19 protein-coding genes and 1 tRNA gene are annotated in these 15,948 nt (G+C 47.2%); 1 reads left to right on the top strand and 19 read right to left on the bottom strand.

Annotated features, from left to right (window positions below; genetic code table 11):
- Window positions 1–2: 2 nt before the first annotated feature.
- The 15 genes from SGI97_03235 to glyA all read right to left on the bottom strand — a co-directional run bounded on the left by SGI97_03235 (window position 3) and on the right by glyA (window position 12,482).
- Window positions 3–368 (bottom strand): response regulator, encoded by a 366-nt coding sequence (locus SGI97_03235; GenBank protein ID MDZ4722907.1) that lies wholly within the window; start codon window positions 366–368, stop codon window positions 3–5.
- 55 nt (window positions 369–423) lie between these two features.
- Window positions 424–798, bottom strand: a complete 375-nt coding sequence (locus tag SGI97_03240; GenBank protein ID MDZ4722908.1) for a response regulator — start codon at window positions 796–798, stop codon at window positions 424–426.
- 101 nt (window positions 799–899) lie between these two features.
- On the bottom strand, window positions 900–1,250 hold the full coding sequence (locus SGI97_03245; GenBank protein ID MDZ4722909.1) for an STAS domain-containing protein: 351 nt from the start codon (window positions 1,248–1,250) through the stop codon (window positions 900–902).
- 19 nt (window positions 1,251–1,269) lie between these two features.
- Window positions 1,270–1,695 carry an ATP-binding protein gene (locus SGI97_03250; protein MDZ4722910.1) on the bottom strand — a complete coding sequence of 142 codons (426 nt, stop codon included), beginning with the start codon at window positions 1,693–1,695 and terminating at the stop codon, window positions 1,270–1,272.
- Window positions 1,696–1,697: 2 nt separating this feature from the next.
- Entirely contained in the window at window positions 1,698–2,993 is a 1,296-nt protein-coding gene (locus tag SGI97_03255; GenBank protein MDZ4722911.1) for a PP2C family protein-serine/threonine phosphatase, read from the bottom strand.
- 244 nt (window positions 2,994–3,237) lie between these two features.
- On the bottom strand, window positions 3,238–4,548 hold the full coding sequence (gene der, locus SGI97_03260) for a ribosome biogenesis GTPase Der (protein ID MDZ4722912.1): 1,311 nt from the start codon (window positions 4,546–4,548) through the stop codon (window positions 3,238–3,240).
- Entirely contained in the window at window positions 4,545–5,828 is a 1,284-nt protein-coding gene (locus SGI97_03265; protein ID MDZ4722913.1) for a DUF512 domain-containing protein, read from the bottom strand. The genes der and SGI97_03265 overlap by 4 nt, the downstream gene beginning before the upstream one ends.
- 118 nt (window positions 5,829–5,946) lie before the next feature.
- Window positions 5,947–6,804, bottom strand: coding sequence for a hypothetical protein (locus tag SGI97_03270; GenBank protein MDZ4722914.1), 858 nt, complete (start codon window positions 6,802–6,804; stop codon window positions 5,947–5,949).
- A 44-nt stretch (window positions 6,805–6,848) separates the two neighbouring features.
- Window positions 6,849–6,920: transfer RNA gene (locus tag SGI97_03275), tRNA-Gly, on the bottom strand.
- A 469-nt stretch (window positions 6,921–7,389) separates the two neighbouring features.
- Window positions 7,390–8,127, bottom strand: a complete 738-nt coding sequence (gene tatC / locus SGI97_03280) for a twin-arginine translocase subunit TatC (GenBank protein ID MDZ4722915.1) — start codon at window positions 8,125–8,127, stop codon at window positions 7,390–7,392.
- A 120-nt stretch (window positions 8,128–8,247) separates the two neighbouring features.
- Window positions 8,248–8,697 carry a transcriptional regulator NrdR gene (nrdR, locus tag SGI97_03285; GenBank protein MDZ4722916.1) on the bottom strand — a complete coding sequence of 150 codons (450 nt, stop codon included), beginning with the start codon at window positions 8,695–8,697 and terminating at the stop codon, window positions 8,248–8,250.
- A complete protein-coding gene (locus tag SGI97_03290) occupies window positions 8,694–9,533 on the bottom strand; it encodes a tetratricopeptide repeat protein (GenBank protein MDZ4722917.1) in 840 nt (279 codons plus the stop codon). Before SGI97_03290 ends, nrdR begins: the two co-directional genes overlap by 4 nt.
- 8 nt (window positions 9,534–9,541) lie before the next feature.
- Window positions 9,542–10,846 carry a tetratricopeptide repeat protein gene (locus SGI97_03295; protein MDZ4722918.1) on the bottom strand — a complete coding sequence of 435 codons (1,305 nt, stop codon included), beginning with the start codon at window positions 10,844–10,846 and terminating at the stop codon, window positions 9,542–9,544.
- Window positions 10,846–11,178: a divalent-cation tolerance protein CutA gene (gene cutA / locus SGI97_03300; GenBank protein MDZ4722919.1), complete on the bottom strand. Its 333-nt coding sequence runs from the start codon at window positions 11,176–11,178 to the stop codon at window positions 10,846–10,848. Before cutA ends, SGI97_03295 begins: the two co-directional genes overlap by 1 nt.
- Window positions 11,179–11,225: 47 nt before the next feature.
- Window positions 11,226–12,482 (bottom strand): serine hydroxymethyltransferase, encoded by a 1,257-nt coding sequence (glyA, locus tag SGI97_03305; protein ID MDZ4722920.1) that lies wholly within the window; start codon window positions 12,480–12,482, stop codon window positions 11,226–11,228.
- Between the two features lie 131 nt (window positions 12,483–12,613).
- Between glyA and SGI97_03310 the strand changes: the two genes are divergently transcribed.
- A complete protein-coding gene (locus SGI97_03310) occupies window positions 12,614–13,123 on the top strand; it encodes an SET domain-containing protein-lysine N-methyltransferase (GenBank protein ID MDZ4722921.1) in 510 nt (169 codons plus the stop codon).
- Between the two features lie 22 nt (window positions 13,124–13,145).
- On the opposite strand, the gene SGI97_03315 is transcribed toward SGI97_03310, so the two are convergent.
- From SGI97_03315 to SGI97_03330, 4 genes are all read right to left on the bottom strand, one after another.
- Window positions 13,146–13,508, bottom strand: coding sequence for a VOC family protein (locus SGI97_03315; GenBank protein ID MDZ4722922.1), 363 nt, complete (start codon window positions 13,506–13,508; stop codon window positions 13,146–13,148).
- The gene (rpiB, locus tag SGI97_03320) at window positions 13,505–13,957 is read right to left on the bottom strand and encodes a ribose 5-phosphate isomerase B (GenBank protein ID MDZ4722923.1); all 453 of its coding nucleotides are present in this window, start codon (window positions 13,955–13,957) and stop codon (window positions 13,505–13,507) included. Before rpiB ends, SGI97_03315 begins: the two co-directional genes overlap by 4 nt.
- Window positions 13,958–13,972: 15 nt before the next feature.
- Window positions 13,973–14,920 carry a branched-chain amino acid transaminase gene (locus SGI97_03325; GenBank protein ID MDZ4722924.1) on the bottom strand — a complete coding sequence of 316 codons (948 nt, stop codon included), beginning with the start codon at window positions 14,918–14,920 and terminating at the stop codon, window positions 13,973–13,975.
- 200 nt (window positions 14,921–15,120) lie between these two features.
- Window positions 15,121–15,705 (bottom strand): biotin transporter BioY, encoded by a 585-nt coding sequence (locus SGI97_03330; GenBank protein MDZ4722925.1) that lies wholly within the window; start codon window positions 15,703–15,705, stop codon window positions 15,121–15,123.
- Between the last annotated feature and the right edge of the window lie 243 nt (window positions 15,706–15,948).

Below are 15,948 nucleotides of genomic sequence, written 5' to 3' on the forward strand. Positions count from 1 at the left end.
GCTTACATGGATAAAACTTGGTCGATTTTCTGTTTCAACGTTTCCGGCGTGAAGGGTTTGACAACATAATTGTTTACCCCGATTCGCATCGCTTCCATTATATCTTCCTTAATCGAGCGGGTAGTGACCATCAACACTGGAATATCTTTGAACTCATCCATTGACCGAATAACCTTCACAAATTCAAATCCATCCATCTCCGGCATATTCCAGTCGGCAATGATAAAATTAAAGCGTTCGACTTTCATCTTAGCCAAGGCATCTTTACCGTCGACGGCTTCCACAACATCATCATAGCCGAAGCGCTTGAGGGTGTTGATAATAATCCGTCGCATAGTCGGGCTGTCATCAATTGCAAGAATTTTCAACTTCACTGTTGTAATTCCTTACTCACAAAAGTAGGATACACCGTTGAGCCATACACTACTTCTTGTCGGCAGGTAGCTTTGATTCGACCAATTTGTAGAGCTGATTTATGTTGAATGGTTTGACAATATAATCATCAGCTTTCATTCTCAGCGCGCTGACGGCTGTGTCAACCGATGGAAAACCGGTCATGAGAACAACTGGCAGTTCCGGATGGAGGGCTTTTGCCTTTTGAGCCAAAGTCAAACCATCCATTTCAGGCATTTTTATGTCTGTCAGAACCAAATCAACATGACGCAAGCGAAGCTGTTCAATCGCCTTTTCACCGTTCTCGGCGACTGCTATCTGCCAGCCTTGAGCGCTAAAAAAATCATAAAGCAGATCACGAATCAAGAGTTCGTCATCGACAACTAAAATCGAGGGTTTTGGCATCGATATATTCCTTCCTCGTTGAGTGGCAAGGCATTGTGCGCGCCAGGCGCAGACCTCAGCGCTTGCCAGCTGAGGCTTGCTTGCTCATCTGTCAGACCCGCTTAGCGTACAGCCAGAGCTTGGAAAGAAGACATCGCATCCTGTTCGGTCGGGAAAATCTCAAAAATATGCGACAGCTGGGTGATATCAAAGATTTCCTGAACATAGGTTGCAAGATTGGAAAGGGTCAATCTCCCCTTTTTCAAGCGAGTCTCTTTCATGACCGACACCATTGCGCCGAGGCCCGAACTGTTGATGAATTCTACCTCGCTCAGGTTCATGTGAACCGATGAGATATTTTTGGCGAGCAGCTTACGTACCTGCTCCTTTAAAGCTGTTCCGCTGGCCAAATCAAGTCGCCCTTTGAGTTTCAAAATGGCAACCGCTCCTTCTTCTCGTACTGTGATTTCCATGACTTCCTCCATCTAAGTTTTATGAACTAATATTTTGTTTTACTTGCCGCGCCAAACTAAGTGTGACCTTTAATCCGCCCGAGGGAGTCTGGGTGAATTGGGATGTTGTCGCATAATGACGGATAAGGTCTATCCCCCGGCCGCTTTCAGAGAGCGGCGGAGGTTCGATACGAGACCAAATCTGTTTCAAGCCTTCTTTCCCTTCGTCAATAATTTCAGCAGAGAGAGTTTCTTCGTCGAGATCAAGTTTCACTTCTATCTTTTTTTGGGAATTCTGTTTGTTGCCATGAACAAGCGCATTGATGAATGCTTCGGATACTGCCAGTGTAAACTTATTTGTATCCTCTTCACTGAGATCGTGCTCTTTCAATACCCGAAAGAGATCATCGAGCATCTGTTCCTCGGCTTCGGGGGCGGATGAATAGAAATATTTATATGTGGCCATGTCTATTCTATCCTAATCTGTACAAGGGTAAAGTCGTCATGGTTTTCTTCTGACGACCCCTCGGAGAACTGGTCTATATGCTTTTTGAGTCGGTCGCAGAAGACGGCCGGAGGATGGATAATTTCATCACGAAAGAAATTAACAACCCGCTCGCGCCCAAAGAGATTGTCGTAACGGTCGGTGGCTTCGGTAAGGCCGTCGGTAAAGAGAAAGAGCCCGTCGCCTGATTTGATGACATGTGTACCCTCCTCAAAGGGAATGCCTTCAAATTGGCCAACAATCGGGCCGCCGACAGATAACTCATCGACTCGCTTATTCTGCGAATCCCAAAGTAGTCCCGGGATATGTCCGGCATTGCAATAGGTAAGGCGTTCGCTTTGTAAATCTATCATGCAAAAGAAGAGCGTCACAAACATTTGGTGTTCTTTGATTATTTCGCGTGCCAAGAGATTATTTAGCCGTTCGGCGAGTTTGCCGACCTGGATATTAGGCTCGCTTGACAATATGGACTTAATTATTCCCGATGATGCCGACATGACAAGCGCTGCCGGGACGCCTTTGTTCGAGACGTCGCCTACAATAACATAGAATTTCTTGTCGCTAATTTTGATGATATCATAAAAGTCGCCGCCGACTTCCCGGGCGGGGTAATAAACCGTAGCAATTTCGGCTCCGCTGATGCTGGTAATGTCACGCGGAAGAATAGTTGATTGCACTTGGCCGGCGATAACCATCTCCTGCTCCATGTGCTGTTGGCGAAGTTTATCTTTTACAAGTTGCGAGTTGTCAATCGCGACCGCGACAAAATTGAGAAGCATTTCGAGTCGCTCAGAGTCGTCTGCGCTAAAATTATCACCGTCAATCTTATTGATGATGACAAGCACGCCATAGCATTTATCTCGCGTCTTGATCGGCATGACGATCACAGAATCTATTTTGATACCGGTGTCAGCTGATTTGGTTTTGAGGTCATGAAGTATGACGGCTTCCTTGTAGGTATGGCAATACGTTGCCAAGTCCGCACCACGAGGGTGCTTCAGTGTTGTAATAAACTCCTCGTTCACGCCCCAGCATGTTTTGAGTTTGAGCCTTTCGTCTTCTTCGAGCATGATAAAGCCGACCTCGCCATCAAGTAGGCGGAGGGTCATATCCATCACAACCGACAGTACGGCATCGATTTCATGAATCGAGGCAATGACTGCGCCCATCGTGGCGATATCACGAAGCTCGGCCTTCTGAGAAGCGAGTTTGGCTTCCAGGACCTCGACATCGTTCTGGTAATCAAGTGAGGTAAGCATACGTTTGATATATCGACAGGATAGGGAATAAATGAAGTCGGGATGGGGAGGAAAGTCTGAGGGGGTTGGGGTGTAGACAAGCCGCAAGAGGAAATATGAGATTGCCACGTTTTACTTAAGAAAGAGAAACTCGCAATGACGGGGCGGGGAAAAGATGTCAGTCCGCCGCGGCGGACCGACATCACGGAAAAGAACCACCGTCCGCCCGTGGCGGAGTGGGGTACCCGAAAAAAGAGTCGAGCGTTTACTTAAGCTTGAATTTCAGACGAATCGGTACGCCTTCAAATCCGAAATGTTCGCGGAGTTGGTTTATCAAAAATTGAATGTAACTCTTATCGATCAGCTTGGCATGACTCGTGAAAAAGACAAATGTCGGCGGGGCGGTCTCGGTTTGCGTCAAGTACTTGAAACGGATAAATTTCCCCTGCTTTGACGGAGGACGGCGAATTTCCAGAACCTTCTCAAGAAAATCATTGAGCTCCGGGGTCGGTATTCGCCGCGTATGCTCATGATGGACTCTTTTGACAAGCTCAAGAACTTTCGCGACTCGCTGACCTGTAAGCGCGGAAATGTAAATAATCGGAAGATAGGAATACATCGCGATTATCTCTTTGATGGCGACCGTAAACTCATCGGCGGTCTTGTGATCCTTCTCTATCAAATCCCACTTATTGACCGCAAGAACCGCAGCGCGTCGGGTTTCCAACACTTGGCTGAGAATCCGCTGGTCTTGCGAGGTTATTCCCGCGGTGGCATCGATAAGTACAATCGCGACATGAGACCCGTCAATGGCACGGGTCGTGCGAAGACTCGTGTAAAATTCGATATTCTCTTCTATTTTGTACTTTCGCCTCAGTCCGGCGGTATCGATGAGATTATAGCGCTGACCGTCAAGCTCAAGCAGTGAATCTACAGAATCTCGTGTCGTTCCGGCGATATTGGACACAATGAGTCGTTCCTCACCGAGCAATTTATTTATAAATGATGATTTCCCGACATTGGGCCGCCCCACAACGGCGACCTGAATAGTTGTCTCATCTTCAGTTTCTTCTAATTCAGGTGGAAGCTTCCGTATGACCTCGTCGAGCAATTCACCAATTCCAAGCCCCACTGTTGCCGAGACCGCAAACGGCTCACCCAGTCCAAGTTTCATAAACTCAAAGGTCTCATTGGTCAAATTTTGGTTGTCGGCTTTGTTTGCGACGAGGATGGTTTCTTTTTTGGCCTTGTTGAGTTTTCGCGAGAGGGTGAGATCGGTTGTGTCAGTTCCAACCTGGGTATCGACTACAAAGAGCACAAGATCGGCCTCGTTGATCGCAAAATCGGCTTGATCTGTTATCAGCCGCTCCATCATATCGACCGATTCGGGAACCATGCCGCCGGTGTCGACGAGTCGGAAATTCCGTCCGTTCCAATCGCAGATGGAATAATTTCTGTCGCGCGTCACGCCGGGTGTGGGGTCGACAATGGCAAGCCGTTTATGCAGGAATCGGTTAAAAAGAGATGACTTCCCGACATTTGGCCGCCCGACAATGGCAACGGTGGGCATGTTCATGCGAACGCTTCTTTTATCGTCTCAGCGAGGTTGTACTGGCCGATAAGCACCGGCTTGACGAGGGCTGTCTCAAATTGTTTGAGAGAAAGGTTGTCGAGAAATAGATCATCGTTGTTAATGCAGTTAGGCGGCAGCACAAGCAGATCGAAACTATCAAGATGGGTTCGGGCGTGTCTGAGCAGATCCTGTCCGGTGAGCAGACCTGAGATAGTTACTCCGTCCCCCCAGAAACGATTTTTTACACAATGCAGTTCGACATTTAAGCCGAGCGTATTCTGAATATATGGCATTATCTCCTCGCTCATAAAAGGATAAGCCGAGACACCGGTTAAAAAAAGGACGCGCTTTGATGATTTAATGGATTTTAAGCGCGCGCGTCGTCGATTGAAACCGTTGATGAACTCCCGACACATCCCAATTCCGTTCTCGTACTGGGGCATATGTTCATAGGCTTTGATCGATGGGAAAGCGCGGCCTGCGATAGTATAGAATTCGTCGCCGGGCCATACGAAACGGCTGCCTTCGGCTTCAAAGAATTCGCCTTGCCGCTTTTCAAGATAGTCGATTACAGTATTGGCTTCATCTTTAGTATAGGTTCGCAAGTTGGGCAGATTCTGGCGATATTTGGTTAACCCGACTGGAACGACAGCCAGCGATTCTATCGATGGATAAAGATTGATAAGGTCATTAACCGTCTGCTCAAGCTGCGGGCCATCGTTGATATTCGGGCAAAGCACAACCTGCGTGTGAATGGTGATACCATTTTCGGCGAGATACTTCAGACGCGGTACTATCGGAGCAAGCTTTTCATTGCGAAGCATACAGCGCCGTAATGTGTCATCGGTGGCATGCACTGAAACATAAAGAGGCGAAAGGCGCTGGGTGATAATTCGCTCGATATCGGCATCGGTCGTATTCGACAAGGTGATAAAATTGCCGTGAGTAAAAGAGAGCCGGTAATCTTCGTCCTTGAGATAGAGCATACGCCGCATGCCTTGGGGCTGTTGAAGGATGAAGCAGAAGATACAGTCGTTTTTGCAGAGCTTGATTTTGCGGTCATCGAGGGTGAGTCCCAAATCTCCGCCACTTATGTCATCGAATTGAAAATCGACCTCGCGCCCATCCGGATCGGCGAATTTCAGCTCTACCCGGTCTTCAGCGAGTTTGTAGCGGAAATCGACCACGTCCTGGATTTCGGAGCCATTGACGGAGACGATGGAATAGCCCGGTCGAATATAGCCAAAAAGCGGCGATTCAGGGTCAACGGTCAGGATTTTCATACAGTATCAGTTATACTCTCAATCCAAGCGGGTTTTCGGGTCAACTTCTAAACAAAAACTGGCCACTGTAGGCCAGTTTGGTAATATAACAAGGAAAAGAGTCCTTTACAAGGCTTTACTAGTTGGGTTTCAGCATCCCAGAACGTTCACCCAATTGGATTAAATAGTTAGCGAAGGCCGAGCAAGCAACAAGCATGAAGCGTGCATCAGCTGGCGAAAGTTCTTTGTTTTGCATCATAGCGTGACGAATACCGCCTTTTTCGTCATTTGTCCAGGCATATATTGACAACAAGCCCTGCTCCAATCTATCATTTAAGCCAACATTCTTCTTAACTTTTGATAGTATGCTACTCAAAGTCGCTTTATCATTATCACCGATTAACTTGACTACAAACTCTACAGCGGAGATGGATTCTTTAATGCTACCTCTATAATCTGGATTTGTCTTGTCAGAAAGTTTTTTCAGAGCACAAGAGATTTGGATACCCACTGGCTCATATGGCGAATTTATAGCACTCTCGACTGCGCCGATTTCATGCTCAGTGGTAAGGGGTACAACGATTTTATTTACAATTCTCCATGTTGAGTTTTCCTTTTCAAGCATTTCGTTGCAAAATAAAGTAAATGACCTCTCATTTCCGCACTCCAGGCAATCAGCACAGGGTAACATGAACTCAACGAAGTCATACATTTTGAACCAATTGTGAGTGGTGAAGTGCTCGCGCATCCTTCGTTCGTTCGTTTCCCATGACCAGTTCATATCAGTCAATGGCCATTTAAAAAAATGTACCCAAGCCTTCCTTACAACTTCTTCTAACTCTGAAGTTGCAGCATCACCAGCGAGAGTGGGCTTAACGTGCTTCCAAAAATGCAATTGGAATCCGTTCCACAGTCCCGTTAGCAGATCTAGGTCCATTGATTCAAACTGCATTGATTTACTCAATACGAACCTATTTTTTTTCGAAAAAGAACTCATCAATCAAATTTCTCGATCAATCGGCGAACATGATATATTTAACAAGCGGGCGATGGGGATCGAACCCACGACGTCAAGCTTGGGAAGCTTGCATTCTACCGCTGAATTACGCCCGCATCTTTTCTTTGCATATCAGCATACGCCCATATAGGGGAATTGTCAACCGCCTTCGAGTTAATCGAGGATAAGCTGGTGCACGAGGACGTACACCAGCCACTCAGGGCTCTGTAGCGATGAACCCCTGAGGTTCAGCGATTCTTAAATTAATTATTGATCATATCACAAAAGGAGAGAGGAGAGTAAAGAGCACACCGTCCGCCACGGCGGAGTGTGGTACGCGACAATAACTCAAACATTGTTGCAGAACGTGGTGTCAGGAGCCCTCGTCTGACAGTTTAATTATAGTGTCGGGCGAGGGCGCCCGACACCACGAAATAACAATGAAATCAAATGAGATTCGGTGATAAAAGGTAAAAACATTATCGCCGCGCGGGCGAGGGCGCCCGACACCTCGGAATAAATCAATCCGAAGGAAATGAGCGCGGATTACAAAAGGCCAACGGCCCTACCCGTGGGCGCCAACCACTACTTATTTTTACCGGTGATGCGGACGATGACAATAGAAAGTTCATAAAGAAGATACATTGGCACTGCGAGCATCATCTGGGTGAAGACGTCAGGTGTGGGGGTAAAAATGGCCGATGTGATAAGGATGATTACAGCGGCATAGCGTCGGCCTTTGGACAAAGCCTGTGACGAAACAATACCCATCCGTCCCAGAAAGTATGTGACGATGGGGAGTTCGAAACCGACACCAAAAGCGAGGATGAGCATTCCCGCAAATGAGATATAGCTGCCGACGGTAATTATAGGACTGAACAGCCCGCCAGAGAAATCAATGAGAAATTTGAGTGAGAGCGGCAAAATCAGAAAATAGCAAAAGGCCGCGCCGGCAAGAAAGAGAAGAGTGGAAATAGTAACCAACGGCATGACCATGCTTTTTTCCTGTCTGTACAGCCCCGGTGATATAAATGTCCATAGTTGATAAAAGATAACCGGAAGCGCGCTGAGCACGCCGGCGATCAGAGCAATTTTTAAATAGGCATTAAATGATCCTGTGACCTCTGTGACATGGAGTTTGACTCCGCCGAGCGGAGCGACAACAAAAGCGAGAAGCTGTTCGGAAAAATAGAGGGCGATGATGGTCATCAGGACTACCGCCAATGCCGATTTCAGCAGGCGTTTGCGAAGTTCTTCGATATGATCCAAAAAAGGCATCGAGCTTTTTTTGGTGTATCGCTCTTGATCGACTGGGACGCTCATCGTATTCCCAGAAATGATTTCAGGAGTTCAAAAACTTGCGGAGTTTTCGGCAGTCTCACGTCCTCAAGTAATTCAAGATAGTTAATCTGCTTCTTTTCCATTTGTTCCTCCCCTGTTGGTTTACTCAAGCAGTTTCTTCATCTCTTCAAGAAACTCAGCTTTATCCTGAAACTTTCGGTAGACCGATGCAAAGCGCACATAAGCGATTTCGTCAACTCCCCTGAGTTTTCTCATTACCAGCTCGCCCAGGTCCTGCGATGTTATCTCGTTGCTTCCGGCAGAATGCACCTGGGCCTCTATATCTTCTACCATCACTTGCATTTCCTGGGCCGTTACCGGCCGCTTATTGCATGCGAGCTTTATACCATGCAGGATTTTGTTTCGGTCAAAAGGTTCGCGACGATTATCCGATTTTAGGACGGTCAATGTGCCTTGCTCGACATATTCGAAGGTGGTAAATCGCTCCGCACAGCCAAGACACTCCCGCCTCCGGCGGATAGCGCGACCATCTTGATACGGTCGGCTGTCGACTACTTTGTCTTCCTCATGGCCGCATTTGGGGCATCTCACAGCTTTGGCGTGTCCTTGCCAGTAGGCATTGACTCGCGCTGGCGTTCACGGATGGATTCGATGGCCGAGGCTATCTTATTGTCGCCGTATTCAATCTGCTTGGCCGATGCGATCTCCTGGGCGCGTTCAAGATTTTTAAGCGCGGAGGCGAAATCTCCGGCATCGGCAAATACAAGTCCTATATTGTAATAAGCCCTGATCTGGTCAATGCTGTTTCCTGTGATGGCGTACAGGTCGAGGGCCAAGCGAAGTTTTTCGATGGCGGCGAGATAATTTTTGTCGGCATAATCAAAATAGGAAAAATTGATCCAGCATTTGGCTTCGGCGTCCTGAAAGTCGTGCCTTTTCGCAAGTACCAGCGCCTCGGTGAATCGGTCATGGGCACCTTTTAATTTATTCTGATTTTTGAGGGCAATACCAATGTTGATGAGCGCGGTGGTGTGAAGTATATGATCTTCGTTCGTGCCAAGGGTGCCGAGAGCTTTTTCGAAGCCCTTTTCTGCCAACACAAATTCACGACGCTGGAGCAGGACAACCCCGAGATTCACTGATGCGACCGCCACAAGTTCATAAGCTTTTTCGACTTCTGCCTGAGTAACTGCTTTGGCGAAATATCGTTCGGCTCTCTCCTTCTCGCCCAAACCGAATTCGATATTGCCGAGTTTGATAAGCGGCACGGTTGCAATGGGCTCGCTTGAATCGATCATTTCACGCGATTGCTTTATCACCCAAAGCATCGACTCTGGCACCCGCGGAGGGTCGTTTGGAGTAAGCGCGGTACGCACCAATTTGAGAAGTTTGGTAAGCTGGCTGTTTATTGGCTGGAGATTGATCATGTGAGACCTTACTTCTGAGATGCTATCCTATTTTCAATCTCTGCTAACATTCTGTCTATGGACTCTACTTCATCTATAAGATTTAGCGCCGCATACAGGTCACGTGCCATTCTGTAATGATGGGATGACTGTCGGTAGTCTTCCTTAAAAAAGTAAACCAATGCCAAATTCCTGAGCTGATTTGCTAAGTCTCTCGGAGCATTAAGTTTAGTGAATTTTTCAACTGACTTGTTATAATATACTACGCCTGAGTCAAACATACCCATCTCCGAATAAATTCCACCGTAATTTGCGTAAACACTCGCAAGGCCAAAGGCAGACCTGATCTCTATGAAGGTAGATTCAGCGAGTTTGAGCTCCCGTAACGCCAGATATAGTTTCTTTTTGCTTCTATAAATTGATGCCAAATTAACATGAAGTGAAGCGTCAAGCTCCTTATTCTTAGAAATTTTGTTGCCCTCGAATGCCAATTCAGTATAATAATAGGCAGAATCAATTCGTCCTGCCATGGCATATAGCTTTCCTAAATTCGAAAGCGATCTAGCTTCATTTAACAAATCGTTTTCTTCTCGAAAGAGTCCTGCACTCTTTCGAATGAGAGATACAGCACTGTCGAGATTCCCCCTATTTTTTTCTATTGTAGACATATTCCCGAGAGACTTTCCCATACCGACGTAATCCACACGTATTTCAGCCAATCGATAGGATTTTTTGAGGCTGTCATATGCTTGACTATAATGTCCTCCATCAATTTCCATTACAGCGAGACTTAAAAGAGCCCCTATTATGTTAAGTGTGTCATAAGTTAAGTAAGAAAGTCTTAATACTTCAGCTTGCTCTTGCACTGCATTATCCACATTCCCAGTCATGTAATGGATCAGTGCGATATTTCCTAAGGCATTTAGTTGATACAAAGTATCATATTTACGCCTTGCCTCATGCAAGGCAACTTTCGAATAGTCTAAGGACTTTTCATAGTTATTTTTTCTAAATTCGACATTGCTGACTTTGAGAAGCAATTCGGCTTCAACCGAATACCCAGCCTTGAGACTATCAGAAATAACATTTTCCACACTATCAGACTGCGGAGGAATTTCGATTTGCTGTAGAGTATCAATATTCGTAGGTACATTGCCGTAAAAATTATAGACCGTAGTATTCGTCGGCTTCTCAAAGAGAACTTGGAATACTAAAGCTACCACTGAAACGAGAAGCGCTAGAGTACCGACTACCGCTTTCCACTTTCCCTTTGTGGATCTTCCTTGATTTCGTTGATCGATTCCCTGCTTCTGTCTTCGGCCCTTCTTTGCCATTACGCGGAACCGGCCTCTTTCCCGGTCTCGTCAAGCACCCAGTTAATATAATCGGGAAGGCCTTCGGTTACCGGAAGCGCGATAATTTCAGGAAGATCATAGGGATGAGCTTCGACGACATGGTCAATAAGCCGTTCGAGCATCAATTGCGTCGTCTTAACTATGAGTAGACATTCCTGCGAGGTTTGGACTTCGTCATCCCACCAAAAAATTGATTCGACTTTGGAGACAATGTTGACGCAGGCTGCAAGGCGTCTCTTGACTATTTCGAGCGCCATCTCTTTTGCCTCGTCAGCGGGGACGGTAATGAGAACAACCCTGATCGTATGCATTATTTTTTGCCTTCCAGTTTATCAACCATTGCTACGCGAGAGCAATTTTATACTTCCTGTAACCGTTCTTGATAGAGCGGAAATTTTTCGCAGAAGTCCGCAACCTCGTTCGAGATCGACTCCAAAATTGCATCATCAGTGCGGTTTTTGATGGCTCTGTCTATGAACTCGGCGATGACCGACATTTCCGAAATCCCCATTCCACGTGTAGTTATTGCAGGTGTGCCGATACGAATACCACTCGTGACAAACGGTTTTTCCGGATCAAAGGGTACCGTATTTTTGTTCACCGTTATCCCCGCTTTATCAAGAGCAATCTCTACTTTTTTGCCAGTCAATTTCTCTACGCCAATGAACGAAACAAGGAGCAGATGGGTGTCTGTTCCGCCGGTGACAATTTTGTAGCCTTTGGCTTTCAAGGCAGCTGCAAGGGCTTTTGCGTTTTCGATGATTCGCTTTTGATAGGCATTGAAGGCCGGTGTCAGGGCTTCTTTGAAGGCAACCGCTTTGGCGGCGATGATATGCATGAGCGGTCCGCCTTGGAGGCCGGGCATAACCGTCCGGTCTAAATCAGCGGCGTATTTTTCTTTGCACATCACCATCCCACCTCGCGGGCCACGAAGGGTTTTGTGGGTGGTAGTCGTCACAAAGTCGGCAAGATGAATCGGGGATGGATGGAGTTTTGCGGCAACAAGACCGGCAATGTGGGCAATATCGACCATCATATATGCGCCGACTTCGTCGCAGGCCTGGCGGATTCTCTCAAAATCCCATGTTCGTGGATAGGCCGATGCTCCAGCCACAATCATTTTGGGTCTGACTTCGCGCGCCAGCGCAAGCAGGCGGTCATAGTCAATCGTTTCTGTTTCGCGGTCGACCTGATATCCGGTGAAATTGTAGAGTATCCCTGAAAAATTGATAGGATGGCCGTGGGTGAGATGGCCCCCATGAGACAAATCGAGCCCCATCACTTTATCACCGGGTTTGAGTACGGTAAAGTAAGCGGCCATATTGGCGTTTGAGCCTGAATGAGGCTGAACATTAACGTGCTCACAGCCAAATAATTCTTTGGCGCGGTTTCGGGCGAGGTTTTCGGCAATATCGACGTACTCGCATCCGCCATAGTATCGCTTGCCGGGGTAACCTTCGGCGTATTTGTTAGTCATGACACCGCCTGCGGCTTCGAGGACAGCCTCAGAGACAAAATTCTCAGATGCAATCAGTTCGAGTTTTCGCGATTGGCGGGTCGTCTCCTTGGCAATGGCTGCGAATATCTCAGGGTCGGCTTCTCTCAGGTATGACATATTGTTTAACGCTCCACCTCATTTACACGTTCTTAACTGCCTCAATGTATGGAGAAACGACATAGCGGTCAATTGGTTCTCGTTACTTGTGAAAAGACGTTTTTCATACGATATTGGTGTAGAAAGTGACCATGAACAAGAAGAAATCGCAGACAGATAAAATGTTTTCAATCCGACGCTCTCCGATACAAGGCACGGGTGCATTCGCCAAGCAGAGAATCCGTAAGGGAACTCAGATTATCGAATACACTGGAAAACGAATTACGCCCGAAGAGCAGGATAGTTTATACGATGACGACAAAATGGAACGTCACCATACCTTTCTTTTTTATGTCGACGAAAATACGACTATCGATGGCTCGCGGGGTAACAACCAGTCCCGCTACATCAACCACTCCTGCGATCCGAACTGTGTTTCGCTTACTGATGATGGCCGCGTATTTATCGAGGCTTTGAGAAATATCCAACCGGGCGTTGAATTAACTTATGATTACGCCTACATCCGGACTGGGCGGTACAAAAAAGAATGGGATACACTCTATGCCTGCTCATGCGGCTCGGCGAATTGCCGCGGGACAATTATGTGGCGTCCGAAGAAGAAGAAAAAAAAGAAAGCCAAAACAAAAGCCAAAGCCGTGTAAATTCGCTGCTCAACTGAATCGATTATTTTCGGTATTCCCAAAGATACAAATCATTTCCGTCAGGATCACCTAAAAATGCAAGCCGAACGCCTCCATCCTCAACGATTGGCCCGCTGAAGACAACTCCGCGCGATTTAAGAATTTCAACGACCGTATCTAAGGGTTCAGTGGGTGTCAGACCGACCGAGATCGAGCCGAGTGTACCTGGTTTTGGTGTGTGTGCTTTGGCCGGATGAAGCCCAAGCGACAGGCCGCTGCCGGCGTCAATCTGCGCCCACTCATCGCCAGAACGATACTGCAATTTAAAGCCGAGAACATCGGTATAAAACTTGACCGCATTATCCATATTCGAGACAAGGATTGTCGCATTGCCTCCGCTAATCATGCTTTTTCCTTTCCCGCTTCCGCTTTCATGATTTTCTCGACTCGCGCAGTGTGCCGTCCGCCTTCGAATTTCGTCTCAATAAAAGTCTTTACTATCTCTTCAAGCTCTTCTTCGGGGGTGTATTTACCGGCGAGTGAGAGGACATTGGCGTCGTTATGTAGTCTTGTGTAATAGGCCATCTCGGTGTTGAGGGCCATTCCAGAGCGGACGCCTTTCACTTTGTTGGCGGTGATATTCATTCCATTGCCGGTCCAACAGACCGTGATTCCAAAATCGGATTTGTGATCTGCGACGGCATGTGCCACTTGGAGGCCGTAATCGGGGAAATCAACTGAGTCTTCGCTGTCTGTTCCAAAATCGAGAACTGAGTGACCGAGACGCAGAAGAATCTTTTTAATCTCTCCTTTGAACCGAAATCCCTTATGATCAGCACCCAATGCGATCTTCACGTTTTATCCTACAGCTTAAACCGTGACAGCTTTTTTTGCGACAGGTATCATGGTCAACCAGCCATGACGGTCTTCGGCGCGGCCTTCGATTATGTTAAAGAAATTCTTCTGCAACTGTCTGGTGATTGGGCCGCATGCGCCATTGCCGATACTGATACCATCTATTTTAGAGATCGGTGTGATTTCAGCCGCTGAGCCGGTAAAGAAAACTTCATCGGCCAGGTATAACGCCTCGCGGGGCATATTCTGTTCTATAACTTCGACGCCTATATCAGAAGCGAGTTCCATCACACATTTGCGGGTGATACCCGGCAGTATGGATGCGGAAAATGTTGGAGTGACCAGTTTACCGTCACGAACGATAAATATATTTTCGCCTGACCCTTCGGAAACATTTCCGTAGACATCGAGGGCGATAGCTTCGACATATCCATGACGTCGGGCTTCAAGCTTCATCAACTGGCTGTTCATGTAATTTGCGCCGGATTTGGCCATAGCGGGAAGCGTGTTCGGCGCCATGCGATTCCAAGATGAGACGCAAACCGATACTCCATTTTCAAGCGCTTCGGGGCCGAGGTATTTCCCCCAGTTCCAGGTCGCTATTGACACTTCAATTGGCGCGCCCACTGGGTCTACGCCGACTTTGCCATACCCACGGTAGACAACCGGACGGACGTAGCATTCATCCATTCGGTTCATTCCCACAAGCTCAAGAATGGTGGCATTGATTTCTTCTTGTGAGAAGGGGATGTCCATGTAATAAATCTTGGCTGAATTAAAAAGCCGCTGGGTGTGGTCTTTGAGACGAAATGCGGCGGAACCGCCAGCTGTCTTATAGACGCGCATTCCTTCAAAGACAGAAGAGCCGTAGTGTATAACATGAGAGAGAACGTGAACTTTTGCATCTTCCCATTTGACGAATTTTCCACTCATCCAAATGTATTCAGTCGGTGTTAGCGGCATAGCGCCCTCACTTATAGAGTTTTTTCAATTCCAGTAAAATATAACATACACAATCCGCCAAACTTATTCAATGAAATTCCAGAAAATGATTGCTCGGGGTTTGAAAGGCATCATCAGAATATTATTCTGCCTTCCTGCCTCTTTGCCACAGCACAACCGTCTGTTATACAAAGGAATGGGAGATTAGGTCTGTGGGAGGATTAATCTCGACGGCCTAAGAATTTCCACACAGACGGTAAGATAAAAGATGCCAGACCGATTTTGATAGCTGTCCCGGGCAGGAACGGGATTAGACCTGCGGCAAACAGTCCTGATACCGGAACAAAGAAGAACAACTGTGTGAGTCCAAATAGAAAGACGACGGCATGGCCGATAAACATGGCAATAGCCGAGAGAATATATCCTTTATACCATCCTTGGTCGGCCAGATAACCGGTTAGAAAAGCTGCAGGAACAAAACCCAGAAGGTAGCCGCCTGTTGGCCCAAAAAGATGGTGGATGCCAGCGCCGCCTCCGGCAAAAACCGGCGCGCCGGCGATTCCTTCCAAAAGATAGGCTGTAACAACCGCTGTTCCTCGAATTCTCCCTAAGGCCATAGCGATGAGCATGACACCGAACGTCTGGCCAGTGATGGGAACAGGTGAGAAAACAAGGGGAATCGAAATATAAGCCGCGGCAACCAATAAAAGATTGAAGCCCAGCAGGAGCGGGATTTCTGCCCATAGGGTGGATGGCCTAATTAGGTTGTAAACGGTTGTGGATCGGTTATTCAATATTGGCTCCATTCATTTTTTCCTTCGCTGAAATAATAAATGAAAGTCTACTGGATGAGACAACAATAATAATACTTATAAGCAGTGACGTTCACTCTATCTTCCAAATCTCAGCTGCGCTTCCATTGATGCCGCCATTTCCGGGCGAATGTTCCTCACCGCCTACCCCTGCTTGACCTTGAGTATACGTCACACCTACAGCCGAAACAATGTCGGCATCAAAGAGAGCAATGCATACCGACCAGCCGCCTCCCC

Source organism: Candidatus Zixiibacteriota bacterium, assembly GCA_034439475.1.
In the GTDB taxonomy this organism is placed as follows: domain Bacteria; phylum Zixibacteria; class MSB-5A5; order GN15; family FEB-12; genus JAWXAN01.